Here is a 24362-nt window from a genome sequence, read left to right as displayed (position 1 = left end):
GTGGGGGTGCCAGACTGCTTCGCTTTACGTCTGGCACCCCCACCCCTCCGGCCCGTCCCCTCCCGTGGGTGGGTGGGAAAGATGGTGGGTGTCACGTCCGTCCGGTGGGTCAACTCGGGCTGCTGGGTTGAGTGGTGACCGTTAGAGGGCGAGTGGTTCCAGCGGCCGGGCAGTGACCGTCAGGGGACCACAATGGCCAGCCCCCACTCAGAGAAATTCCACCCCTCAACGGGAGGGGGCGGGTCGGAGGGGGTGGTAGGCCAGACGTAAAGCGAAGCAGTCTGGCCTACCACCCCCGGAGACCCGTCACCGCACCCCGACAGCCCCGCGCAGCGGACACAACTCGCCCCGCCCCGCGCAGCGGACCGGCGGACCGGCAACTCGCGCGGCGGGAAAGCCAACAACGTGGGAGGGACTACAGACGCCCGACGACGTGGTCGATGCAAGCCGTCAGGGCCTGGACGTCCGCGGGGTCGATCGCCGGGAACATCGCGACCCGCAACTGGTTGCGGCCCAGCTTCCGGTACGGCTCCGTGTCGACGATCCCGTTCGCGCGAAGGACCTTGGCGACGGCGCCGGCATCCACGTCGTCGGTGAAATCGATCGTGCCGATGACCTGCGACCGCTTCGCGGGGTCCGTGACGAACGGGGTCGCGTACTTGGCGTCCTCGGCCCAGTCGTAGAGCGCGCGGGAGGACGCGGCGGTACGGGCGACCGCCCAGTCCAGGCCGCCCTGGCCGTTGATCCACTCCAACTGCTCGTTGAGCAGGAAGAGGGTGGCGAGGGACGGGGTGTTGTACGTCTGGTTCTTCAGGGAGTTGTCGATCGCGGTGGGCAGCGAGAAGAACTCCGGGACGTGGCGGCCGGACGCGTGGATGGTGCGGGCGCGCTCCAGGGCGGCGGGGGAGAAGACGCCGAGCCAGAGGCCGCCGTCGGAGGCGAAGGACTTCTGGGGGGCGAAGTAGTAGACGTCGGTCTGGGCGATGTCCACCGGGAGGCCGCCGGCGCCGGAGGTGGCGTCGACCAGGACCAGGGCACCCTCGTCGGCGCCGGCCACCCGCTGGATCGGGGCGGCGACACCGGTCGAGGTCTCGTTGTGGGTGAACGCGTAGACGTCCACGCCGGCTTCGGCGACCGGGTCCGGGTGGGTGCCGGGGTCGGCGGAGATGACGGTGGGTTCGGCCAGCCACGGCGCCAGCTTGGCGGCCTTGGCGAACTTGGAGGAGAACTCGCCGAACGAGAGGTGCTGGGACTTGTTCTCGATCAGCCCGTGGGTCGCGATGTCCCAGAACGCGGTGGAGCCGCCGTTGCCGAGAACGACCTCGTACCCCTCGGGGAGTTGGAAGAGGTCGCGCACGCCCTGCCGCACCTTGCCGACCAGGTTCTTGACCGGGGCCTGGCGGTGCGAGGTGCCGAGCAGGGAGCTACCGGTGGCGGCGAGCGCGTCCAGCGCCTCCGTACGCACCTTGGAAGGGCCCGCGCCGAAGCGTCCGTCGGCGGGCTTGATGTCAGCGGGGATCTGGATATCAGCCACGAGGGGCAGCCTAAGGGGTCGGGCGGGTGCCGGGTGGAGCGTCCAGCCGGTGAGATGAGCGACAGTCGGAGTGTGGACACGGGGTGTTACGGGGGTTGGCGTGGGGTGACCTGCTGTGGTCGCGCCCGGGGCCGCTACGGGCGGTCCGTTGCGTCGGGGGGCGCGTAGAGGGACGAGAGCGCCGCGGCGGCGTCGGCGAGGACCCGGCGGGCCTCGGGCGGGTCCAGGACCTCCAACGAGTCGCCGAACTGGAGGAGTTGGCGGACGGCGGGGAGGACCGGGTAGCCGAGTTCCAGGACGGCCCAGTCGGTGGCGTCGTCCGCCCGCGGGGGCGCGGTCAGGGCCGGGCCGAGGATGCGGACCGCCAGGTCCAGCCGTTCGCGGCGGATGCGGGCGGTGACCCGCACCGGCGCCGGTCGCTCCTCGACCTGTTGCCGGAGTTGTGCCCAGACGTCCGGCAGTTCCACGTCCGGCCGGCGCCGCACCGGGGCGTCGAGGAGGGCCGCCGACGCGACCCGGTCGGCCCGGAAGAGCTGTGGTCGGCCGCGTCGGTCGGCGACCAGGTACCAGGTGCCGGCCTTGGCGACCAGCCCGTACGGATCGACGGTGTAGGTGCGTTGCCGGGTCTCGCCGCTGTGGCGGTAGCGGATCCGTAGCCTTCGGTCGGTGAAGACGGCGGTCTGCAGCTCGTCCAGGTCGACCGCGGGGCGGGGGCCGCCGAGCCAGCGGTCGGGGTCCACCAGGACGCGGCGGCCGGCCAGTTCGGCGGCCGGGCGGTGCGGGGCCGGCAGCGCCGCCATCACCTTGCGCAGCGCGGAGCCCAGCGCGTCGTCCAGGCCGAGGGCGTGGTGCGCGCCCTGCGCGGCCAGGATGAACAGGGCCCGCGCCTCGTCGGTGGTCAGTCCCGTCACGTCGGTGCGGAAGCCGGGCAGCAGCGCGATGCCGCCGTGCCGGCCGCGCTCGGCGTAGACCGGCACGCCGGCCGCCGACAACGACTCGACGTCGCGGTAGACGGTGCGGGTGGACACCTCCAGGCGGGCGGCCAGCTCACTCGCCGGGACCCGGCCGCGGGTCTGGAGGAGCAGGAGGATGGAGAGCAGGCGGTCGGACTTCACGGCGGCAACGTCCTGGATTCGAGGAGGGGGGCGGCCCGGCGGGGCGGTGGTCGTCGGAGGCCGGGGTTCAAATATGACGGTGCCTGTCAACGTGCTGCGGATGCTGTCGCCGCTGGGCGATGTCGACCCCGAGGGTGACCTGGCGACCGTACGGGCGCTGCACGCCGAGGCGTTGGGCGTCGTGGAGTCCTGGCGGCTGGGCCGGAGCGTGAACTTCGTCCTCGGCGTGCAGCGGGGGTGGGCGGACGCCGCGGAGGTGGGGCGCAGCACCCACGGCGCGCCGGATCGCGCCCGGTTGGCGGGGCTCAAGGCGGCGCACGATCCGCGGAACGTGTTCCGGTTTCCGGCGTATGACGGGGCGTAGGCGGGGCGGAGCGGCGGGAGCGCGGCGGCGCGGTGGCTCCGTATGGCGGGGCGGGGCGAGGGCCGGCCGCCCGTGCCGGCCCCGACTCTTGATCGGGGACGCCCCCTAGTGGGCAGTCTGGGGGCATGGCTGATCGCACCGAGACGGACAAGTACGAGGACGGCGGGCCGGACGCGGACGGGCGGAGCGGCGGTGGGCACCGCACGGGCCGGCCCGGGACCGACCGGGCGGCGGCCGCCCGGCGGGACCTGGCGCGTGAACTGGCCGCGGTGGTACGGGGCGAGGTCTCGGCCGCCGCCGGGGACCGGGCGCTGATGACGATGGACGCGTCCAACTACCGGCGGGTCCCGGACGCGGTGGTCGCACCCCGGGACGCCGAGGACGTCGCCGCGGCCCTGAAGGTCTGCCGGGAACGCGGCGTCCCGGTGGTGCCGCGCGGCGGCGGCACCAGCATCGCCGGGCAGGCCACCGGCACCGGCGTCGTCCTGGACTTCACCCGCCATCTGCGCCGGATCGTCGCCCTCGACCCGGAGGCTCGCACCGCCGTCGTCCAGCCCGGAGTCGTCCTGGACGACCTCCGGGCCGCGGCCGCCCCGCACGGCTTGACCTTCGGGCCTGACCCGTCCACCCACAGCCGCTGCACCCTCGGCGGCATGATCGGCAACAACTCCTGCGGCTCCCACTCGGTGGCCTGGGGCACCACCGCCGACAACGTCCACACCCTGGACCTGCTCACCTACGGGGGCGAGCCGGTGCGGGCCGGCCGCGGCACCGACCCCGAGGGCCGCCCCACCGGCCTCCCGCCGCGACTGCGGGACGGCGTCCAGGCGCTGGTGGACGGCGAGTTGGCGCTGCTGCGCACCGGCTACCCCACCGGCCTCCCGCGCCGCATCTCCGGATACGCCCTGGACGCGCTGCTCCCCGAGTCCGGCACCGACCTGGCCCGCGCCCTCACCGGCAGCGAGGGCACCCTCGGCGTCCTCACCGAGGCCACCGTCCGGCTCGTTAAGGCGCCCGCCGCCCGCGCGCTGGCCGTCCTCGGCTACCCCGACGAGGGCGCCGCCGCCGACGCCGCGCACACCCTGCTGCCGCACTCCCCGCTGACCGTCGAGGGCATGGCCACCGACCTCGTCGGGGCGGGCGCGGCCGGACTGCCCGCCGGCGGCGCCTGGTTGTTCGTCGAGACGGGCGGGGCGAGCCCCGCCGAGGCCGCCGCCCGGGCCGAGGCGCTGTGCCGCGCGGCGCGGGCGGACGGCGCCGGCGACCATCTCGTCGTCACCGACCCGGCCGACCAGCGCGCCCTCTGGCGGATCCGCGAGGACGCCTCCGGTGCCGCCAGTCGGTTGCCGGACGAAGGGGGTACCGCCCGCGCGAGCGGAGCCGAGCGTGGGGGAGAGGCGTGGCCCGGTTGGGAGGACTGCGCCGTGCCGCCCGCCCAACTGGGGCACTACCTAAGGGACTTCCGGGGCCTGCTCGCCCAATACGGGCTGCGCGGCACCCCCTACGGGCACTTCGGGGACGGCTGCATCCACGTCCGGATCGACTTCGACCTGCTCACCCCGCCCGGCATCCGCCGCTTCCGGGAGTTCTCCGGCGACCTCGCCGACCTGGTGGTGGCGCACGGCGGCTCGCTCTCCGGCGAGCACGGCGACGGACAGGCCCGCGCCGAGCTGCTGCCCCGGATGTACGGCGACGAACTGGTCGGCCTCTTCGGGCGGTTCAAGGACCTGTGGGACCCGGCCGGCGGCCTCAACCCCGACATCCTGGTCCGCCCCGCCCGCCTCGACGCCAACCTCCGCTTCGCCCCGCTGCCCAAGGGACCGGTCCCGGTGGAGTTCGGCTACCCGCACGACCACGGCGACTTCTCGGCCGCGGTGCGGCGCTGCGTCGGCGTCGCCAAATGCCGTACGGAGAGGCTGGGTCCGGGATCGGCGGACGTCATGTGTCCGTCCTTCCGCGCCACCGGTGAGGAGCGGCACTCCACGCGCGGGCGCGCCCGGTTGCTGCACGAGATGCTGGCGGGCGAGGTGGTCACCGAGGGGTGGCGCTCCCCGGAGGTGCGCGACGCCCTCGACCTGTGCCTCTCCTGCAAGGGGTGCCGCAGCGACTGCCCCGTTGGCGTCGACATGGCCACCTACAAGGCGGAGTTCCTGCACCACCACTACGAGGGCCGGCTCCGGCCCGCCGCCCACTACGCCATGGGCCGCCTGCCGCAGTGGCTGAGGACCGCCGCCCCCGCGGCGCCGGTCCTCAACGCGCTGGCCCGCACGCCGTTGGCCGCGGTCGCCAAGCGGGTGGGCGGGATCGCGCCGGAGCGGGAGATCCCGGTGCTGGCGCGGGAGACGTTCCGGCGGTGGTGGTGGCGTCGGCACGCCACGGCGGGTGCGCCCGCCGGCGGCAGGACGGTGGTCCTGTGGCCCGACACCTTCACCGACCACCTCTCCCCGGAGGTGGGGCGGGCCGCCGTCCGCGTCCTGGAGGCCGCCGGGCTGCGCCCGTTGCTGCCGCCCACCGCCCCCCTTGGGGCGCGTTCCCCGCTGCCCCGCCTCCGTCGCCCCGGCCTGTGCTGCGGCCTGACCTACGTCTCCACCGGCCAACTCACTCAGGCCCGGGCGGTGATGCGGCGCACCGTGGAGGTGCTGAGCCCGCTGGTGCGGCCCGGCCGCCCCCTGGTCGTCCTCGAACCGAGCTGCGCCGCCGCGCTCCGCACCGACCTGCCGGAGCTGCTCTGCGACGATCCACGGGCGGCCCGACTCGCCGCCTCCGTGCGCACCTTCGCGGAGGTCCTGGAGGAGCTGGCCCCCGACTGGGACCCGCCCCGCCTCGACCGGCCGGTCGTCGGCCAGACCCACTGCCACCAGCACGCCGTGCTCGGCGACGCCGCCGACCGCCGACTCCGCGAACGGGCCGGTCTGGAGGGCACGTTGAGCGGCGGCTGCTGCGGCCTGGCCGGCAACTTCGGCTTCGAACGCGGCCACTACGACGTCTCGGTCGCCTGCGCCGAGGACCAACTCCTGCCCGCCGTCCGGGCCGCGGACCCGGACGCCGAGCTCCTCGCCGACGGCTTCTCCTGCCGGACGCAACTCGCTCAGCTGGGCGACCGCGCGCAACTCGGCGGGCGTCGGGGGCGGCATCTCGCGGAGGTGCTGGCGGAGGCGTTGGACGCGGGTCGGGTGGATGAACGTCGGGTGGGGGAGGGGCAGGTGGGGGAGGGGTAGCGGGAGGGGCGGGGACGGTGTGGGTGGGTATCCGTCGGCCGCTGGGCCGCTGGGCCGCTGGGTCTCAGGGCCTCTTCGTCCGCGTCCGCGGCTCGTTGGGGGGCGGGGCTAGCCCAGGACCTCGTGGGCCAGGGTCACCAGGTCCGGGATGCGGGGGTGGCCGGGGCCGTCGCGCCAGGCGAGGACGACCGGGACGGGTGGGGCGTCGGTCAGCGGGACGTAGGCCATCGCCGGGTGCGGGTGCATGCCGGCGGTGGCCGAGGTGGTGACGCCGATCGCGCGGCCGCCGGTGATGGCGGCGATCCAGTCGTCGGTGTTGCCGATGGTGATCGTGGCGGAGGGGCGGGCGTCCGGGGGCCAGAGGTCCAGGGTGGTCGTGCCGGAGACCGTGTTCAGGGCGAGGGTGCGGTGGGCGAGGTCGGCGAGGGCGAGGGTGGGGCGGGCGGCCAGGGGGTCGTCGGCGGGGAGGCCGGCCACCCGGGGCTCGGTGGTGAGCTGCTCGGTGACCAGGCCGGGGGCGTGCACCTCGCCGCGGAGGAGGGCCGCGTCGACGTCGCCGCGGGCGAGGCCGGCCGTGCGGTCGTCGATGCGGAGGAGTTCGAGGGGGGTGTCCGGGTGTTCCTCGTGCCAGCGGCGGAGGAGCGTGGTGGTGTCCGCGCCGGCCGCGGACCAGGCGTGGCCGAGGCGGAGCGGCCAGCCGGCGCGGTGGCTGCCGTGGGCCAGGGCGCGGTCGAAGGCGGAGACGGCCAGGGCCGCCTGGTCGCGGAAGGCGAGGCCGTCCGGGGTGAGGGCGAGGTGGTGGGTGGTGCGTTCGACGAGGCGGGTGCCGAGGGTCTCCTCAAGCTGACGGAGGGTGCGGGAGACGGCGGGTTGGGTGAGGTGGAGGCGTTCGGCGGCGCGGGTCACGCTGAGGGTGTCGGCGATGGCGAGGAAGCAGCGGAGATGGCGCAGCTCGATGCTCATGCGTGCGGAGCATAACAGCGGGCGAAATGGCATTTCAGGTGCCGGATCGTGGGTCTTAGCGTGGGGGGTGTGAATGCTTCCCCCGGGCCCTTTGAGGCTTCGTCGTCCGGTCGGTCGTCGGCCGCGTCTTCTGCCGCGTCTTCGTCTTCTTCGTCGTCGTCTTCGCTGTCTTCTTCTTCGTCGTCTTCTTTCGCGTCGTCCGGCGGGGTGGGGGGCGGTGGGGAGATAGCCCGGCCCGTGCCGGCGTCGCCCGAGGTGTTGTCGGCCGAGGCGGAGGCTGCGGCGCACGGGCTGGGCGGTGGCCGTAGCGGTAGCGGTAGCGGTACGGCTTCGGCGCGGGGGCGGCTGGGGTCGGTGGCGTTGGTCATCGGCGGGATCGTGTCGGTGCAGTTCGGGGCGTCGGTGGCGGTGCTGCTGTTTCCGCGGGCCGGGGCGTTGGGGGTCGTGACGCTGCGGCTGATCGTGGCGTCGTTGGTGCTGCTGGTGGTGTGCCGGCCGAAGGTGCGGGGTTACGGGCGGGGGGACTGGGCGACGGTGGTGGCCTTCGGGGTCGCGTTGGCCGGGATGAACTCGCTCTTCTACCAGGCGATCGACCGGATTCCGTTGGGGGCGGCGGTCACGCTGGAGTTCCTGGGGCCGTTGATCCTTTCGGTGGCGACGTCGCGGCGGTTGCTGAGTGTGGTGTGGGCGTTGCTGGCGCTGGGGGGCGTGGGGTTGTTGGGGCGCGCGGGGTTTGATGGGCTGAATCTGGTGGGGGCCGGGTGTGCGTTGGCCGCGGGTGGGTTGTGGGCCGCGTACATCCTGTTGTCGGCGCGGACGGGGCAACGGTTCCCGCAGGCCGATGGGTTGGCGTTGGCGATGACGGTGGCGGCGGTGTTGAGCCTGCCGTTGGGGGTGGCCAGCGCGGGGGCGGCGCTGCTGAATCCGGTGACGGTGGGGTTGGGGGCGGCGGTGGCGTTGATGTCGTCGGTGCTGCCGTACACGTTGGAGTTGTTGGCGCTGCGGAGGCTGCCGGCGTCCGGGTTCGCGGTGATGATGAGCCTGGAGCCGGCTGCGGCGGCTACGGCGGGGTTCTTGGTGTTGGGGCAGGCGTTGGGGTGGGTGGAGTTGGCGGCCATTGGGTTGGTGGTGGTGGCCAGCGCGGGGGCCGTGTTGAGCGGGGTGCGGCGCTGAGTCGATGGTGTCGTTGGTCGCTGCGGTCCGGTGGGGGCGGACGCTTCGCGGCTTCTCACCGTGAGTGGGGCCGGAGGGGCTGCCCCGGGGCACGTCCTCGGTGCGGGCGCCTCTGGTCTGTAGATGAGGAATGCCCGGGGCTTCGCTCCAGATCCTGCGGGCGCACCCCGGGACAGCCCCTCCGGCCTACGCCGTTGCCGACTTTCCGCCGGTGGGCCCGCACGTCGGGCACGCGCAGGGTGGGAAGCGGCCCGGCATGTCGTCGACGAGCTGTGTGGGGTCGTCGGCCCGGACGACGACGGTACGGATCGGGGTGCGCTTGCCGGTCGCCGATACCCGGTAGACGGAGAGCGTCATCCGACGCGGGCTGATCTTCACCGGGGCCGCCCGCCACGCATTTCCGTCCGCTCACGGATCCAGGCGGCCAGCCGGAACACCTCGGAGGCGGAAATTCCGCCCAGCTCGACCCGCCCTCGTTCCATGACGGGATACCCGCCTCGGAGGGACGGAAATACGAACCCGGCCGTCGCCAACGCCGAAGCCAACTCCTGCGCTGCCTGCTGTCCTTGGGCCAAAGCACTGTCCCCGGATGAGGGGTTCTGCTGATTCATACCTCCCAGCGTCGACGGGTCTGCATAGCCTGAAAAGTGGTGGCGCGCGTACGGAGAGTGTCCGTAGTTACGTGCGGTGAGGGCTGTATCTGAGGAGGTCGGCATGGTGGGAGGAAGTGCGGGATCTGTGTCGGTGTCACTGCGGGTCTTCGCCGGACAGTTGAAGCTGTTCCGGGAGCTGGCCGAGATGAGTCGAGATGAGTTGGGGCAGAAGCTGGGCTACGCCTCCCACACGATCAAGGCGTACGAGCTGGGGCAACGCATTCCCGACGCAACGACGGTGGAGCGGGCGGATGAGCTGTTGGGTGCACGCGGGGTGCTACGAGAGGCCATTCCGCTGCTGGACGAGGCGCGGTACCCGAAGTTCTTCCGCGATCTACCGAAGCTCGAAAAGAACTGCGTGACGCGGTACTCGTACGATCCGCACTGCGTGCCGGGGTTGTTGCAGACGCAGGAGTACGCGCGGGCGGTGATCGGCTGCCGCGTACCGGCGTTCACCGATGAGGAAGTTGAACGCCATGTCGGAGCCCGGTTGGACCGGCAGGCTGTCCTTACTCGGGAAGATCCGCCGACGGTGCACTTTGTCGTTGAGCAGTCTGCGCTGGAGCGCCCGATGGGCGGTCGGCGCGTTCATCGAGCGCAGATGGTCAGGGTGCTGGAGCGGACACGGCTCCGTAATGTCTCCCTACAGGTGATGCCAACGGATGTGGAGCACCCAGGGCTTGATGGCTCTTGGGTGTTGTTGGAGACTCCGGAGCCACGTTGGTTGGGGTACGTCGAGGGCAATGCGGAAAGCCAGCTCGTCTCCGACCGAAGCAAAGTCCGGAGCCTGATGCAGCGCTATGCCATGATCCGGACGCAGGCTTGGTCTATCAAGGAATCGACGGAATTCATCGAGAAGTTGGCAGGTTAGGCATGAACAGCGAACTGGTGTGGTTCAAGTCCAGCTACAGCGGTACCGAGGCGGGTGACTGCGTGGAGGTAGCTCGCGCCCCGCACGCCATCCACATACGTGACTCCAAAGACGCAGGCGGCCCCCACCTCACCCTTGCCCTCGCCGCCTGGGCGACGTTCGTGCGCCACGCGGGAGAAGTGGCGTCTTCCCGGGGGTAGTTCGGTTCGCAGAACCGCCTCGCCGAGACCCCCTCGGCACGCCATGGCAGAAAATCATGCAGGCGTGCTTGATTGTTTCTCGTTGCGCTGGCACGCTCGGGGCCGCGTCACCGCAGCGTTCAACGTGCCCTGCCCGTAAGGGAGATGGGCTTCAGCGTGGATGAGGAGACCGGGCGATGGCCGATCCGCGGGAGGTTCGGGAGGTCCTTGAGGATCTTCGGGCCGAGGGTGAGGAAGTGGACGGGCTGGTGGCGGGACTGCCGCCGGGGGAGTGGGCGCGGGCCACGCCGGCCGTCGGGTGGAGCATCGCGCACCAGATCGCGCACCTGTTGTGGACGGATGAGCGGGCCGTGCAGTCCGCGGTGGATCCCGAGGGGTTCCGGCGGGAGGTCGCGGCGGCGTTGGCGGCGCCGGGGACGTTCGTGGACGAGGGGGCCGAGCGCGGGGCGCGGCTGCCGGCGGCGGAGTTGTTGGCGCGGTGGCGGACGAGTCGGGCGGAGTTGCTCACGGTGCTGGCGGGGCGGCCGGTGGGCGAGAAACTCCCGTGGTACGGGCCGCCGATGAGCGTGGCGTCGATGGCCACCGGGCGGTTGATGGAGACCTGGGCGCACGGGCAGGACGTGGCGGATGCGCTGGGGGTGCGACGGGTGCCGACGGTCCGGTTGCGGCACGTGGCGCGGATCGGCGTCAGGGCCAGGGATTACGCGTATGCGGTGCGGGGACTGACGCCGCCGGCGGGGGAGTTCCGGGTGGAGTTGGTCGGTCCGGGTGGGGAGGAGTGGGTGTTCGGGCCGGAGGATGCCGGTCAGCGGGTGAGTGGGGCGGCGTTGGACTTCTGTTTGCTGGTGACGCAGAGGGTGCATCGGGACGACGTGGCGCTGGTGGCGGTGGGGGCGGACGCCGAGCGGTGGCTCGGGATCGCGCAGTCCTTCGCCGGGCCGGCGGGGGCCGGGCGGGCGCCGGGGGAGGTGCGGCGGTGACGGGCGTGGGGGAGCCGTTGCGGATCGGGAACGCGTCCGGTTTCTACGGGGATCGGTTCGAGGCCGTGCGGGAGATGTTGACGGGTGGGGCGCTGGACGTTCTGACCGGTGACTACCTGGCCGAGTTGACGATGTTGATCCTGGGGCGGGACCGGCTGAAGGATCCGCGGTGGGGATACGCCAAGACGTTCCTGCGGCAGATGGAGGAGGGGCTGGGGCTCGCCGTCGAGCGCGGCGTGCGGATCGTCACCAATGCGGGGGGACTGAATCCGGCCGGACTCGCCCGGGCTTTGCGGGAGTTGGGGGAGCGGGTCGGGGTTCCGGTGCGGGTGGCGCATGTCGAGGGTGACGACCTGGTGGGGCGCGGGTGGGGAGAGGGCGTCCTCACCGCCAATGCGTATCTGGGGGGCGCTGGGATCGCGGAGTGTCTGCGGGCGGGCGCGGATGTCGTGGTGACCGGGCGGGTGACGGACGCGGCGCTGGTCAGCGGGCCGGCCGCGGCGCACTTCGGCTGGGCGGCGGACGACTACGACCGGCTGGCGGGCGCGGTGGTCGCGGGGCACGTGGTGGAGTGCGGGACGCAGGCGACGGGTGGGAACTACGCGTTCTTCCGGGAGTTGGGGGACGTGCGGCGGCCCGGGTTTCCGGTGGCGGAGGTCCATGCCGATGGCAGTGCCGTCATCACCAAGCACCCGGGGACCGGGGGCGCGGTCACGGTGGGGACGGTGACCGCCCAGTTGCTGTACGAGACCGGGGGCGCGCGCTATCTGGGGCCGGACGTGACGGCACGGCTGGACACCGTGCGGTTGACGGAGGCCGGGCCGGACCGGGTGCGGATCGACGGGGTGCGGGGTGAGGCGCCGCCGGCCACGCTGAAGGTCGGGCTGACCCGGATGGGCGGCTGGCGCAACGAGGTGGTGTTCGTGCTCACCGGGCTCGACATCGACGCCAAGGCGGCGCTGGTGCGGGGGCAGGTGGAGGATGCGTTGGGGCGGGTCAGGCGCCGGCCGCAGGAGGTGCGTTGGTCGCTGGCGCGGACCGATCGCGCGGACGCGGGGGTGCAGGAGGAGGCCAGCGCGCTGCTGCGGCTGGTGGTGCGGGATCCGGACCCGGAGGCCGTGGGGCGGGCGGTGAGCGGGGCGGCGATCGAGCTGGCGTTGGCCAGCTATCCCGGTTTCCACGTGACGGCGCCGCCCGGGAAGGGTGCCCCTTACGGGGTGTTCGAGGCGGCGTACGTGGCGGCGGGGGACGTGCGGCAGGTGGCGGTGAGGGGCGACGGGGAGCGGGTGGAGATTGCGCATGTGCCGCTCTCGGTCGGGGAGTTGGTCGCCGTGGAGGCCGAGCTTCCGGTGCCGTTGCCGGACGGGCCGACCCGGCGGGCTCCCCTGGGGGCCGTCGCCGGGGCCCGTAGTGGGGACAAGGGCGGGGCGGCGAACGTGGGGGTGTGGGTCCGGAGCGCGGACGCGTGGCGGTGGCTGGCGCACGAGCTGACGGTGGAGCGGGTGCGACAACTGCTCCCGGAGGTGGCCGGGTTGGAGGTGCGGCGCGAGGTGCTGCCGAATCTGCGGGCGGTGAACTTCACCGTCGAGGGGCTGTTGGGGGAGGGGGTCGCCTCGCAGGCGCGGTTCGACCCGCAGGCCAAGGCGCTGGGGGAGTGGCTGCGCTCCCGTCATCTGGAGATACCGGAGGTGCTGTTGTGACGGTGCTGAGGAGTGCGCTCGATACCGCCGGCGTCGAGTACGGCGAGCGGCGGGCGGCGATGCGGGAGAAGTTGGGGGAGGTGGCGGGGGAGCACGCCAAGGCGTTGGCGGGCGGCGGGGAGAAGTACGTCGAACGACACCGTAAACGGGGCAAGTTGCTGGCCCGGGAGCGGATCGAGCTGGTGGTGGACCCGGACACGCCGTTTTTGGAGCTGTCGCCGCTCGCGGGGTGGGGCAGCGACTACGCGGTGGGCGCGTCGCTGGTCACCGGGATCGGGGTGGTCGAGGGCGTGGAGTGTCTGATCACCGCCAACGATCCGACGGTGCGCGGCGGGGCGAGCAATCCGTGGACCCTCAAGAAGGCGCTGCGGGCCAACGAGATCGCGTTCGCCAACCGGCTGCCGGTGGTCAGCCTGGTGGAGTCCGGCGGGGCCGACCTGCCGAGCCAGAAGGAGATCTTCATCCCGGGCGGGGCGCTCTTCAAGGACCTGACGCGGCTGTCGGCGGCCGGGATTCCGACGGTGGCGGTGGTCTTCGGGAACTCGACGGCCGGGGGCGCGTACGTGCCCGGGATGTCGGACCACGTGATCATGGTGAAGGAGCGGGCCAAGGTCTTCCTCGGCGGGCCGCCGCTGGTGAAGATGGCGACCGGCGAGGAGAGCGACGACGAGTCGCTGGGCGGGGCCGAGATGCACGCCAGGACGTCGGGGCTGGCGGACTACTTCGCCCTCGACGAGCCCGACGCGCTGCGGCAGGCCCGGCGGGTGGTGGCGCGGCTCAACTGGCGCAAGGCGCACGCCGATCCGGGGCCCGCCGAGCCGCCGGAGTACGACGAGGAGGAGCTGCTGGGGATCGTGCCCGGCGACCTCAGGGCGCCGTTCGACCCGCGGGAGGTGATCGCGCGGATCGTCGACGGGTCGGACTTCGACGAGTTCAAGCCGCTGTACGGGGCGAGCCTGGTGACCGGGTGGGCGCGGCTGCACGGCTATCCGGTGGGGATCCTGGCGAACGCGCAGGGGGTGCTGTTCAGTCAGGAGTCCCAAAAGGCGGCGCAGTTCATCCAGTTGGCCAACCAGCGGGACATCCCGCTGATCTTCCTGCACAACACCACCGGCTACATGGTCGGCAAGGAGTACGAGCAGGGCGGCATCATCAAGCACGGCGCGATGATGATCAACGCGGTGTCGAACTCGCGGGTGCCGCACCTGTCCGTCCTGATGGGCGCCTCGTACGGGGCCGGGCACTACGGGATGTGCGGGCGGGCCTACGACCCGCGGTTCCTGTTCGCCTGGCCGAGCGCCAAGTCCGCGGTGATGGGGCCACAGCAGCTCGCCGGGGTGCTCTCCATCGTGGCGCGCGCCTCGGCCGCGGCGAAGGGGCAGCCCTACGACGAGGAGGCGGACGCGGGGCTGCGCGCCATGGTGGAGCAGCAGATCGAGTCCGAGTCGCTGCCGATGTTCCTGTCCGGGCGGCTGTACGACGACGGCGTCATCGACCCGCGCGACACCCGCACCGTCCTCGGCCTGAGCCTGTCCGCCGTCCACACCGCGCCGGTCGAGGGCGCGCGGGGCGGCTTCGGCGTCTTCCGGATGTGAGGTTCCCGTGACAACGACTGATTCCGGCGAGATCCGTTCGGTGCTCGTCGCCAACCGCGGGGAGATCGCCCGGCGGATCTTCCGCACCTGCCGTGAGCTGGGCATCGCCACCGTCGCGGTGTACTCCGACGCGGACGCCGCGGCCGCGCACGTGCGGGAGGCCGACGTCGCGGTCCGGCTGCCGGGCGAGGCGGCCGGGGAGACCTATCTGCGCGGCGAGTTGCTCGTCAAGGCGGCGCTGGCGGCCGGCGCGGACGCGGTCCACCCGGGGTACGGCTTCCTCTCCGAGAGCCCGGAGTTCGCCGCGGCGGTGGTGGACGCGGGGCTGGTGTGGGTCGGTCCGCCGCCGGCCGCGATCGCGGCGATGGCGTCCAAGACGCGCGCGAAGGAGCTGATGGCGGCGGCGGGGGTGCCGCTGCTGGCGCCGGTCGATCCGGCCGCGGCCGGCGCGGGGGACCTGCCGCTGCTGGTGAAGGCGGCGGCCGGTGGTGGCGGGCGGGGCATGCGGATCGTGCGCGAACTCGACGCGTTGGACGAGGAGTTGGCGTCGGCGCGGGCGGAGGCGACGGCCGCGTTCGGGGACGACGAGGTCTTCGTCGAGCCGTATGTGGAGGGCGGGCGCCACGTCGAGGTGCAGGTCCTCGCCGACGCGCACGGCACGGTCTGGACGCTGGGCACCCGGGACTGCTCGCTCCAGCGCCGGCACCAGAAGGTCATCGAGGAGGCCCCGGCCCCCGGATTGCCCGACGCGCTCCGGGACGCCCTGCACCGGGCCGCCGCGCAGGCCGCGCGGGCCATCGACTACCGGGGCGCGGGCACCGTCGAGTTCCTGGTGTCCGGCGACGGCCGGGCGTACTTCCTGGAGATGAACACCCGGCTCCAGGTGGAGCACCCGGTCACCGAGGAGATCTACCGGCTCGACCTGGTGGCCCTCCAACTGGCCGTCGCCGAGGGCCGACCGCTGCCGGCCGCGCTGCCCGAGCCGCGCGGCCACGCCGTCGAGGCCCGGCTCTACGCGGAGGACCCGGCGGCCGACTGGCAGCCGCAGACCGGCACCGTGCACCGGATCGAGGTACCGGACGCCGTCCGGCTGGACTCCGGCATACGGGACGGCGATCAGGTCACCGTCCACTACGACCCGATGCTGGCCAAGGTCATCGCCTGGGCGCCGACCCGCGCCGAGGCGATCCGCAAGCTGGCCGGCGCCCTGGAACGGGCCAGGATCCACGGCCCGGTCACCAACCGCGACCTCCTCGTCCGCTCGCTGCGGCACCCCGAATTCGCCGCCGCCGACGGGCTGGACACCGGGTTCTACGACCGCAACCTCGGCGCCCTGACCGCCCGGGAGACCGCCGGCGACGCCCTGTGCGCGCTGGCCGCCGCGCTCGCCGACGCGCACGGCCGCTCCCGCTTCGGCGGCTTCCGCAACGTCCCCGCCGGCCCGCAGGTCAAGCGCTACGCCCGTGGGGAGGCCGTCCACGAGGTCCGCTACCGCCTCGGGCGGGACGGGCTGAAGGCCGAGGGGTTCCCCGGCGTCCGGCTGCTCGGCCTGGCCGCGGACGAGGTGGTGCTGGAGGTCGACGGGGTGCGGCGGGCGTTCGCGGTCGCCCGGCACGGCGACCGGGTGTACGTCGATGCGGCGTCCGGCGCCCGGGCGTTGACCGCGCTGCCCCGGTTCCCGGACCCCACCGCCCGTAGGGAGCCCGGTTCGCTGCTGGCCCCGATGCCCGGCACGGTCGTCCGGATCGCGGACGGGCTGGCCGAGGGCGACCGCGTCACGGCCGGCCAGGTGCTGCTGTGGCTGGAGGCCATGAAGATGGAACACAAGATCACCGCACCGGTGGCCGGCACGCTGACCGCCCTCCCCGTCCGCACGGGCCAACAGGTCGAGGTGGGCACGCTGCTCGCCGTCGTCACCGACTGATCCGGCGCGCCCAACGGGACCGTGCCGCGGCCCCGTTACCCGTAGGCACTCACACACCGCCCCAGGAGTCGTCATGAGCAACGCCCTGAGCAACCCCGTGATCGAGTCCGAGGAACACCGCGCCCTGCGCGCCGCCGTCGCCGCGCTCGGCAGGCGCTACGGCCGGGAGTACTTCTCGGCCGTCGTCGCCGACGGCGGGCACACCGACGAACTGTGGCGAGAGGCCGCCAAGGCCGGCTACCTCGGCGTCAACCTCCCGGAGGAGTACGGTGGCGGGGGCGCCGGAATAACCGAACTCGCCCTGGTGTTGGAGGAGTTGGGCGCCGCCGGCTGCCCATTGCTGATGCTGGTGGTCTCGCCGGCGATCTGCGGCACGGTCATCGCCCGCTTCGGCACCGAGGAGCAGAAGCGCACCTGGCTGCCGGGCCTGGCCGACGGCAGCCGCAAGATGGCCTTCGGCATCACCGAGCCGGACGCCGGCTCCAACTCCCACCGGATCACCACCACCGCCCGTAGGGACGGCGGGGACTGGATCCTCAACGGGCGGAAGATCTTCGTCTCCGGCGTCGACATCGCCGAGGCGACCCTGATCGTCGGCCGCACCGAGGACGCCCGCACCGGGAAGCTCAAGCCCTGCCTGTTCGTCGTCCCGCGCGAGACGCCCGGCTTCGGCCGCAGCCCGGTACCGATGGAACTGGCCGCCCCGGAGAAGCAGTTCGAGCTGACCCTGGACGACGTGCGGCTGCCCGCCGACGCCCTGGTGGGCGACGAGGACGCCGGGCTGCTCCAACTCTTCGCCGGCCTCAACCCCGAGCGCGTCATGACCGCCGCGTTCGCCCTCGGCATGGGCCGCTACGCGCTCGCCAGGGCCGTCGACTACGCCCGCACCCGCCAGGTGTGGAAGGAGCCGATAGGCGCCCACCAGGCCCTCGCCCACCCGCTCGCCCAGTGCCACATCGAACTGGAGCTGGCCGCGCTGATGATGCGCAAGGCGGCGCTGCTCTACGACGCCGGCGACGACCTGGCCGCCGGCGAGGCCGCCAACATGGCCAAGTACGCCGCGGCCGAGGCCGCCGTCCACACCGTCGACCAGGCCGTGCACACCCTGGGCGGCAACGGCCTCACCCGGGAATACGGGCTGGCGTCCCTGATCACCGCCGCCCGGGTGGCGCGGATCGCGCCGGTCAGCCGGGAGATGATCCTCAACTACGTCTCGCACCAGTCCCTGGGCCTGCCCAAGTCGTACTGAGGCCGCGCATCTCCGCTTGCCGAGCACGGGCGGTGCGCCGGCCCCCGAGACCTTCGGGACCGGCGTACCACCACCCGGCACAGGGGAAGGAAGGTCCCTGCGGCCCCCGCCGCACCCACCGCCGCCCCAGGGAAAGGACCCCATGGCGTCGCCGACGTCCCACCGCCCGCACGTCTTCCGCAGCGCCCACCCCGACGTCGCCCCCGTGGAGTTGCCGATCCACGAGGCCGTCCTCGGGCGCGCGGCCGCCCGCGGCACCCGCCCCGCCCTCGTCGACGCCCTCACCGGCGCCACCCTCGACTACGCCCGGCTCGACCGGCACAGCCGCCGGCTGGCCGCCGCGCTCGCCGCCTCGGGGCTCCGCAAGGGCGACGTGCTGGCCCTGCACAGCCCCAACTCCCTGCTCTTCCCCGTGGTGTTCTACGCCGCCTCGCGCTGCGGCGCCGCGGTCACCACCGTCCACCCGCTCGCCACCGAGGCCGAGTTCGCCCGCCAGCTGAAGGACTCCGGGGCGACGTGGATCGTCACCGTGGCGGCCCTGCTGGACTCCGCCCGCGGCGCCGCCCAACTGGCCGGCACCATCGGCGAGATCCTCGTCTGCGACCGCGCCGACGGCCACCGCTCCGTCCTCGACCTGCTCGACGGCGACCACCCGGAACCGGACCCGGGCCTCGACCCGGCCACCGACCTCGCCGCGCTCCCGTATTCCTCCGGCACCACCGGCACCCCCAAGGGCGTGATGCTCACCCACCGGAGCATCGCCACCAACCTCGCCCAACTGGCGCCGCTGATGCCCAACGGCACCGAGAACCGCATCCTCGCGGTCCTCCCCTTCTTCCACATCTACGGTTCTAAAGGACACGTGCGCCGCTCAGGCAGGATTGTGAGCAGAGCGTTCGGTTCTCTGGCCTGGGGAGGCGACAAGGCGCCCCCGTCGGGAGACAACCGGCGGGGGCGTCGTCGCGTTGCTGCGACCGTCAGCGTGCGGTGGGCGCGGCGGCCGAGCTGTAGAGGGCCGTAAGCCGAGCTGTTTCCTCCTCGCGGAAGTCCCGGACTTCGGAACAGCGCTGACTCATCACGAATTCGCCCAGCGTCAGGCATAGGTCCATGCGTTGGATGCATACGCCGACCATGAAGGGGCCGTTTTGTGCGCGGTACATGCGTACGCCGTAGTAGCCCTCCTGACAGTCCCGGTCGTTGTTGAACCGGCACCCAGCGCAGGTCTCTGGTAGCCGGACGGGGCGAATACTCTTGGTGTACAGCGTGCGGCCGTCGGGGAGCCGGTAGCGGGTGCGCTGGTCGGAAGCGCCGGCGGTAACGATGCGGCGGATGGGTACCGCTCCGAGGTGGTCGACGACCTCTTGCATGGCGGCGAGCGAGGCTCCGTCGTCCTCAAGGTTGACCAGCATCCGCACAGTGACGAGCCGTCCGTGCTCCTCGATGATGCGGAGCACCCGCGCAACGTGGTCATGGTTCGGGATCACGATGTTCGCCGAAACCTTCACCCCGTGCCGGTCGGCGGCCTCGATCGTGGCAGCCAGTGCGTCCAGCTTCCGTGCTGCCAGCTTCGGCGAGGCCAGGCGCGGGGCCTGGACGGCGGCGAGTTCCTCCGGCGTGGTGCCGAACACGGACAGGTTGATGCGGTCGAGCCCGGCCGCGGCGCACTCGGGCAGTACGGCGGTTCCGTTCTCACCGTTGCTGGTGAGCCCAACCGTCAGGCCCAGGCGACGGGCGATGCGGACGAGTTCGGGCAGTTCGGGGTGAAGCGTGGGTTCCCCGCCGGTGAAGTGCACCTCGGTGGTCGGGAGGCTGCCGCGCACTGCGGCCAAGGCCAGGGCGAAGTCAGAGTCCGCCTTGATGCGCTGGGGCAGGAAGTTGGCGCCGTTGGTGGTGAGGTAGATCGACACCCGTCCGGAGCGACCGGGCGTGCCGGTGAACTGGCCGGCTTCGCGGCCGAGGTTGTCGGTCGTGACGGGGGTGCCTTCGTTGTGGCAGAAGGTACAGGCGAGTCCGCACGCGTCGATGATTTTGACGCGTAGGGTCCGGTCCGGAACTACCGTGACGGGTAAGTCGTTTGGGTCGGTCGTGGGCATGGTCGCCTCCTGGCCGGCGGGGCTCGGCGGCCCCGCCGGCGGACGGTGGAGAGGGCTAGGTGAAGCGGAGTTCGTTGATGGAGTCGAGGTCGATTCCGTAGCGGGCGAAAACCTTGGTCGTGTTCTCGCTGGTCAACTCATCCCGTGTGAGGGACAGACGATCGGCGGCGGTCCACACCTGTTCTTCGGTGTCGCCCTCGATCTCCAGGTAGGGCGGGATGCGGGGCCAGGTGTCGATCTCCAGCCGCACGCCGTCCAGCAGCCAGGAAGAGCGCCGGTTCTCCTGGTAGCTGCGGTGGGTGAGCCCCATGAGTCCGAGCAGGGCGTGTGTGTCCTCGAACGAGCCGACCGTCGTCTCGGTCTCCCGGGTGCCGTCGATGGCGTCCGAGCTGATCGTCTTCACGCAGAGGGTGATCGCGCCGCCGGAGTCCCGCAGGCGTACCCAACGGCCCGGCACCGGGGGAACGGTGTCGTAGACGTAGCGGCGCATGAGGCGCTCGCCCTGGAAACTTCCGCCGGCCGCCTTGATGCGCTCGGCCATGGCGTCCGGGTCGATGCCCAACGCCTTCGCTTCGTATTCGACGACGTGCATGGATCTCCTGTTCGTTATTGGTGTGTGCTGTGGCCGTACCTGCCGCGGTTCAAAACAGCGGCCTTGTACGCTCGACCCCGGCGGGTCGGCCCGGGGTCTATCTCACTCCGGGGCGGCCCGTTCTTCTCATCACGCCGTTGTAGGCGGCAACTTGATGTGGAGGCGCACGATTTTGTCGAACTCGTCGAACGGTTCGAGACCCATCTCGGCGCGTCGCTCGTCGAGGCGTTCGGGTTCTTCAACCTCGAACGCCTGAATGCCGTTCACACCGACGGCGAAAGCTGTTCCGTAACGCTGTGGACGGCCATTGCGGACACGAACCCGATCGGTCAAGAACGCCAAGTGGCGGCGGGTGGCTTCGCCAGCCTGTACGGCTTCCTGAAGGAGTTCGAGCGCCTGCTCTTGAAAGGCCGGGTCGTCAGAGTGCTGAGCGAGCCACCAGGCCGCATCGGCGCCGGCCTCACCGGCGAGTGTGCGACCGGGCCAGCCGTACACGGCCGTAACCAGTTTCAGCGTTGCTGTGCCTCTGTCCTCAGCCCAAGCAAGCTGGGCGATCGACTCGTCGTCGTTGCGAAGATCCGCAACTGCCCGCGCCTCCTGGTGCTTTCGTTGGAGGTCGAGCAACGCAAGGGCGATTTCCGGATGGGTTGGCCGGGCTGTGCTCACGAGGCTTTCACCTCGGCCCACACGATCTTGCCGAAGGGCCGTTCTCGAACGCCCCACGTGGCGAGTGCGTCGACGATGAACATGCCTCGGCCCCGTTGCCTTTCTACAGACTCCGGCTTGAAGCGAGGCGAAGCGCGTCGAGTGTCGTGAACCTCCACACTGACCCGGCCCGGTCCGTGGGCGAGTGCGACGATCAGCGAGTCGCCCGGTTCCGTGCCGTACCGGACGGCATTGGTCACGATCTCGGAAACGACGAGAGTCACGTCGTCGAGAAGATCGCCGCCAATGTCCGGCGCGTGAAACATGACGTACTCCCGCGTGAAGTCGCGCGCCAGTCTGACGGAGGTTTCGACGGCGTCGAGCACAAGCTGTGGCGGGGGCCCCACAAGGCCCCACGTGTCGTGTATGGGGGGCATGGTTGCGGTCACCTCTCGCCCTCCAGAGCCGCCGGGGAGAGGCCGGCGGGCAGGCCAACGAGAGGCTCAGGGGTTCTGTGCCGCTCGCAGGGTTGGGGAGCCTGATGCGCACAGATGAGCAGCCGGGCCTCGGGCCGTACGTGCATGAAGGTGCCGCCGGCGGCCAACGTGATGATGGGGGCGCCGGCGTACAGGCGCTCGTCCAGGGTCTCGGAGACCTCGCGCCATTCGTTGTTGTCGCAGACAACGACGCCGGCTGTGACGCGGTGTGCGCAGGTGAAACCGAGGAATGCGTATCCGGACGGGGCGGGGGCGCTCACGCGGGACCCCCTATCGGGTCGAGCGGTGCTGGTTCATCGCCGGCCAGCAGTCGTGACAGCTCGCTGACGAGCTTCTCGCAGTCGGCGCCGGTTAGTACGAGGTGTGCCTCGAAAACTTCCTGACCGTTGGTGATGCGTAAGGGGATGGAGAAGCGGCCGGCGTTGGTGCGACCCAACGGCTCGTCAGGCGCCCTCTCGATGCGCCAGCTAGCTTGACGGTTTGCGGTCATCGTGCCCCCTCGACTGTTCGAATTGGCAGGGGAGTTCACCACCTGCCAGACCGTAGGGGGCGCATGCAAAGGCACCCCGGAAAAAGTTCCGGGGTGCCTTTCTTCCGGGCGTGCGAATCAGCCAGCGAGGACGCCGACATGCGTAGCGTGATCGCGCAACTCTGCCCGATACGTGGGTCGTTCGCGCTTGAGTAGGTCGCGAATCGCCTCGCGCACCAGGGGGAAGAACTTGACCTCTTCGGGTGACGTCTTGCGAATGCGGCCGATCATGTAGAGGGTCGCATAGTCGTCTTGCTTCAGCCGGTTGGCGTTCATGACCTCGACCATGTATCGCGTCCGGCGTTCGAGCGGTAGCACGGGGTTGTCGTCTTCGATGGTGTCGGCAAGGCGCAGTGCCTCGGTTGCGTCGCCCTCCTCGCCGGCGAGGTGTACCCCGTGCATGGCTACGTTCGTCGGACCGAACGACGTACGCCAGTCGTTGCGGTCAACGCCAGCGCGGCGGGCGACGCGGTCGGCGTCATGCAACAGGTCCCACGCGGCCGACGGACGGCCATCGCGCATGGTGGCAACGGCTGCGGCCAGGTGCAACGCGCCATGAACGGAGAGGAGTTCTGGTGACGCATCGTCGCCTGGCGTGGTGACTTCGATAGCCGATCGGGCGAGGTCTGCGGACTCGGCAACGTCTCCTGCGCTGGTGAGGATGCCGGCCATGTTCCACGCGGAAGCGCCGAGCAGGACGGGGTCGTTGGACTGGTCGGCGAGCTGTAGCGCGCGGTCCGCGGCGATGCGGGAAAGGGTCTGTTCTCCAACGCGGCGGAGAAACACCTGCAACAGGTGATAGAGGCTGATCACCGCCTGCGCGATCTCGGCCTCGTCTCCGACGTTGGCGCTACGGGAGGCATAGTGCGCTTCGGCAAGCAGTATCGGCAACTGCGGTCCGACGACGGCGTAGCGGTCGACGTCGTGCTCGTAGGACTGCCAAGCCTCGTCGACGCGCTGCACCAATTCGTCTGCGGACAGCGGGGCGCCGGGCAGGTCGGCGCCAAGCTGCGACGAGATTGTGTTCAGTGCGCGGCGAATGGCTGGCACCGATTCGTGTTCGGGCGATCCGTTCGCGGTCAGAGCGATGCTGCGGCCGGTCAGCTCGGCCAAGTCTCGAATGTCGAGGACGCGCGAGACTTCGAGGAGCACAGAGAGTTTGTCAACGGGGATCACTCCCCGCTCAACCTTGCTTACCCAGTCTTCTGAACGGCCGATCAGGCCCCCGAGCGCGGCCTGCGAGAGCCCTTTGCGCTGGCGGTACAGCTTGATTCGGTCGCCCGTGGTGAGTTCACGCGAGTAGCTGTTCACCGGCACCCCTTATGGGTCGTGACGACGCGGGACTACTGCCAGAGTACGCGGAGTGCACTGGGCGGCGGCCCCAGGCACCAGAACGCAGAAACGCCCCCGCACGGCCATCAAAGGCCGTGCGGGGGCACCGGGCGGCGGTCGCCTGCCAGACGGTGAGGAACAGGCCGACGACGCCCACCAGGGCGGCGATGCTGGGAAGTGGCCAGCGGCGGCGCTCGACGGCGTCGAGGCGGGTGTCGAGGTCGGCGAGGCGTCGGTCGGTCTGGTCGGATCGCTGTACGACCAGGGCGAGTTGCCCGTCGACGCGGGCGAAACCAGCCTCAACTGCCGTCCGCAGCCGCTCCAGTTCGAGGGCGACGTCGCCGGGGTCGCGGTCGGTCACGCGCTGCCCCCGCCGTCCTTGCGGGCGAGGGCGCGCGGCTCGACGTCGGCCGGCGGATTTGTGCGGAGCCAGCCGGGGAGTAGGGCTTGCACGCCGGGCAGGGCCATGACGCGGGCGAGTCCGCCCGCGACGGCGAGGGAGCCGGCGACCCACGGCAGGGACGCGGGGATGCCGGACGCGTCGACGATGGCGGGCAGGGCGACTGCCAGGGCTACCGCGGTCTGCACGATGGTTCGGATGGTGCGGCGGTTGGCGTCGGTCATGGGGTTCTCACTTCACGATCTTGAGTGTCTGGCCGGCGTAGATCCGGTCGGGGTTGGTGATGTGGTTCGCGGCGGCGAGCTTGGCGACAGTCGTCCCGTAGCGGGCCGCGATGCCGGAGAGGGTGTCGCCGGACCGCACGGTGTACGTGGCGGCCGGCGGCGGTGTGGGGTGGTTCGACGGGGCGGTGGTGCTGGTTGCCCATGCGCGCAGGGCGGCCCGGTCGGGGAAGGCGCCGACGTTGGTGTCGATGGGGCGGTCGGTGTGCTGGTGGAACAGCCAATTCGCCTTGATGCGGGGGCGGCCGGCGGTGACGTAGTCGGCGATCCATAGGCCGTCGCCGGCGTAGGAGGTGGTGTCGCGGTTGAGCCAGAAGTCGCGGTTCACGTACAGAATCACGCGGTGTGTGGGGCGGAGTCGCTTCACCGCACGTATGAACGCGTCCTTCTCCGCGCACGATGCGCGGGTGCCGGACCCGGTGGTTTCCCAGTCAACGGCGAGGACGTCACCGGC

Annotated in this window: 24 protein-coding genes and 2 pseudogenes; 11 read left to right on the top strand and 15 right to left on the bottom strand. The window is 71.7% G+C overall.

Translation table 11 applies throughout. The features are described from left to right. Positions 1-415: 415 nt before the first annotated feature. Both serC and ACIQU6_RS40545 read right to left on the bottom strand, forming a co-directional pair. Positions 416-1534: a phosphoserine transaminase gene (gene serC / locus ACIQU6_RS40550; protein ID WP_403486999.1), complete on the bottom strand. Its 1119-nt coding sequence runs from the start codon at positions 1532-1534 to the stop codon at positions 416-418. Positions 1535-1668: 134 nt separating this feature from the next. Beyond that, complete coding sequence (locus ACIQU6_RS40545) at positions 1669-2649, bottom strand: helix-turn-helix transcriptional regulator (protein WP_403486997.1); 981 nt, start codon at positions 2647-2649, stop codon at positions 1669-1671. Between the two features lie 79 nt (positions 2650-2728). Here ACIQU6_RS40545 and ACIQU6_RS40540 point away from each other — a divergent pair, with 79 nt between their 5' ends. After that, positions 2729-3013 carry a hypothetical protein gene (locus ACIQU6_RS40540; protein ID WP_403486995.1) on the top strand — a complete coding sequence of 95 codons (285 nt, stop codon included), beginning with the start codon at positions 2729-2731 and terminating at the stop codon, positions 3011-3013. A 125-nt stretch (positions 3014-3138) separates the two neighbouring features. Then, positions 3139-6231 carry an FAD-binding and (Fe-S)-binding domain-containing protein gene (locus ACIQU6_RS40535; protein ID WP_403486993.1) on the top strand — a complete coding sequence of 1031 codons (3093 nt, stop codon included), beginning with the start codon at positions 3139-3141 and terminating at the stop codon, positions 6229-6231. A gap of 108 nt (positions 6232-6339) precedes the next feature. On the opposite strand, the gene ACIQU6_RS40530 is transcribed toward ACIQU6_RS40535, so the two are convergent. Further along, positions 6340-7194, bottom strand: coding sequence for a LysR family transcriptional regulator (locus ACIQU6_RS40530; RefSeq protein WP_403486991.1), 855 nt, complete (start codon positions 7192-7194; stop codon positions 6340-6342). Continuing rightward, entirely contained in the window at positions 7191-7562 is a 372-nt protein-coding gene (locus ACIQU6_RS40525) for a hypothetical protein (RefSeq protein ID WP_403487004.1), read from the bottom strand. The genes ACIQU6_RS40530 and ACIQU6_RS40525 overlap by 4 nt, the downstream gene beginning before the upstream one ends. Between ACIQU6_RS40525 and ACIQU6_RS40520 the strand changes: the two genes are divergently transcribed. Then, positions 7486-8367: an EamA family transporter gene (locus tag ACIQU6_RS40520; RefSeq protein ID WP_403487003.1), complete on the top strand. Its 882-nt coding sequence runs from the start codon at positions 7486-7488 to the stop codon at positions 8365-8367. The two genes, ACIQU6_RS40525 and ACIQU6_RS40520, sit on opposite strands and share 77 nt — an antisense overlap. Positions 8368-8553: 186 nt before the next feature. On the opposite strand, the gene ACIQU6_RS40515 is transcribed toward ACIQU6_RS40520, so the two are convergent. Continuing rightward, a complete protein-coding gene (locus ACIQU6_RS40515; RefSeq protein ID WP_403486989.1) occupies positions 8554-8745 on the bottom strand; it encodes a hypothetical protein in 192 nt (63 codons plus the stop codon). A 360-nt stretch (positions 8746-9105) separates the two neighbouring features. Here ACIQU6_RS40515 and ACIQU6_RS40510 point away from each other — a divergent pair, with 360 nt between their 5' ends. The 8 genes and pseudogenes from ACIQU6_RS40510 to ACIQU6_RS40475 all read left to right on the top strand — a co-directional run. After that, positions 9106-9891, top strand: a complete 786-nt coding sequence (locus ACIQU6_RS40510) for a Scr1 family TA system antitoxin-like transcriptional regulator (protein WP_403486987.1) — start codon at positions 9106-9108, stop codon at positions 9889-9891. A gap of 2 nt (positions 9892-9893) precedes the next feature. Continuing rightward, positions 9894-10091, top strand: a complete 198-nt coding sequence (locus ACIQU6_RS40505; RefSeq protein WP_403486985.1) for a DUF397 domain-containing protein — start codon at positions 9894-9896, stop codon at positions 10089-10091. 176 nt (positions 10092-10267) lie between these two features. Next, positions 10268-11071 carry a TIGR03084 family metal-binding protein gene (locus tag ACIQU6_RS40500; protein ID WP_403486983.1) on the top strand — a complete coding sequence of 268 codons (804 nt, stop codon included), beginning with the start codon at positions 10268-10270 and terminating at the stop codon, positions 11069-11071. Between the two features lie 5 nt (positions 11072-11076). Beyond that, positions 11077-12771 (top strand): acyclic terpene utilization AtuA family protein, encoded by a 1695-nt coding sequence (locus tag ACIQU6_RS40495; RefSeq protein ID WP_403487001.1) that lies wholly within the window; start codon positions 11077-11079, stop codon positions 12769-12771. Continuing rightward, positions 12768-14366: an acyl-CoA carboxylase subunit beta gene (locus ACIQU6_RS40490; protein WP_403486981.1), complete on the top strand. Its 1599-nt coding sequence runs from the start codon at positions 12768-12770 to the stop codon at positions 14364-14366. The genes ACIQU6_RS40495 and ACIQU6_RS40490 overlap by 4 nt, the downstream gene beginning before the upstream one ends. A gap of 7 nt (positions 14367-14373) precedes the next feature. Further along, entirely contained in the window at positions 14374-16290 is a 1917-nt protein-coding gene (locus ACIQU6_RS40485; RefSeq protein WP_403486979.1) for an acetyl/propionyl/methylcrotonyl-CoA carboxylase subunit alpha, read from the top strand. Between the two features lie 73 nt (positions 16291-16363). Continuing rightward, a complete protein-coding gene (locus ACIQU6_RS40480; RefSeq protein ID WP_403486977.1) occupies positions 16364-17539 on the top strand; it encodes an acyl-CoA dehydrogenase family protein in 1176 nt (391 codons plus the stop codon). Positions 17540-17681: 142 nt separating this feature from the next. After that, a pseudogene (locus tag ACIQU6_RS40475) lies at positions 17682-18389 on the top strand (AMP-binding protein); the annotation flags it as partial. Positions 18390-18516: 127 nt separating this feature from the next. On the opposite strand, the gene ACIQU6_RS40470 reads toward ACIQU6_RS40475, so the two are convergent. The 10 genes and pseudogenes from ACIQU6_RS40470 to ACIQU6_RS40425 form a co-directional block, all read right to left on the bottom strand. Beyond that, entirely contained in the window at positions 18517-19632 is a 1116-nt protein-coding gene (locus tag ACIQU6_RS40470; RefSeq protein WP_403486975.1) for a radical SAM protein, read from the bottom strand. Between the two features lie 55 nt (positions 19633-19687). Next, entirely contained in the window at positions 19688-20224 is a 537-nt protein-coding gene (locus tag ACIQU6_RS40465) for a class IV adenylate cyclase (RefSeq protein ID WP_403486973.1), read from the bottom strand. 129 nt (positions 20225-20353) lie between these two features. After that, positions 20354-20890: a DUF6624 domain-containing protein gene (locus ACIQU6_RS40460; protein ID WP_403486971.1), complete on the bottom strand. Its 537-nt coding sequence runs from the start codon at positions 20888-20890 to the stop codon at positions 20354-20356. Then, positions 20887-21318 (bottom strand): ATP-binding protein, encoded by a 432-nt coding sequence (locus ACIQU6_RS40455; RefSeq protein WP_403486969.1) that lies wholly within the window; start codon positions 21316-21318, stop codon positions 20887-20889. Before ACIQU6_RS40455 ends, ACIQU6_RS40460 begins: the two co-directional genes overlap by 4 nt. Continuing rightward, positions 21315-21626, bottom strand: coding sequence for a hypothetical protein (locus ACIQU6_RS40450; RefSeq protein WP_403486967.1), 312 nt, complete (start codon positions 21624-21626; stop codon positions 21315-21317). The genes ACIQU6_RS40455 and ACIQU6_RS40450 overlap by 4 nt, the downstream gene beginning before the upstream one ends. After that, positions 21623-21856, bottom strand: a complete 234-nt coding sequence (locus tag ACIQU6_RS40445) for a hypothetical protein (protein WP_403486965.1) — start codon at positions 21854-21856, stop codon at positions 21623-21625. The genes ACIQU6_RS40450 and ACIQU6_RS40445 overlap by 4 nt, the downstream gene beginning before the upstream one ends. A gap of 117 nt (positions 21857-21973) precedes the next feature. Continuing rightward, positions 21974-23206 (bottom strand): multiprotein-bridging factor 1 family protein, encoded by a 1233-nt coding sequence (locus ACIQU6_RS40440; RefSeq protein ID WP_403486963.1) that lies wholly within the window; start codon positions 23204-23206, stop codon positions 21974-21976. A 136-nt stretch (positions 23207-23342) separates the two neighbouring features. Continuing rightward, positions 23343-23588: pseudogene (locus ACIQU6_RS40435) on the bottom strand (hypothetical protein); the annotation flags it as partial. After that, positions 23585-23851, bottom strand: coding sequence for a hypothetical protein (locus ACIQU6_RS40430; protein ID WP_403486961.1), 267 nt, complete (start codon positions 23849-23851; stop codon positions 23585-23587). The gene ACIQU6_RS40430 and the pseudogene ACIQU6_RS40435, both read right to left, overlap by 4 nt. A 7-nt stretch (positions 23852-23858) precedes the next feature. Next, the coding region (locus ACIQU6_RS40425) for a LysM peptidoglycan-binding domain-containing protein (RefSeq protein ID WP_403486959.1) at positions 23859-24362 on the bottom strand (504 nt) is incomplete at its 5' end.

The organism is Streptomyces sp. NPDC090442 (assembly GCF_044769405.1).
In the GTDB taxonomy this organism is placed as follows: Bacteria; Actinomycetota; Actinomycetes; order Streptomycetales; family Streptomycetaceae; genus Streptomyces.
Note: the sequence above shows the minus strand (reverse complement) of the source record. Positions and strands in the feature narration are given on the sequence as shown.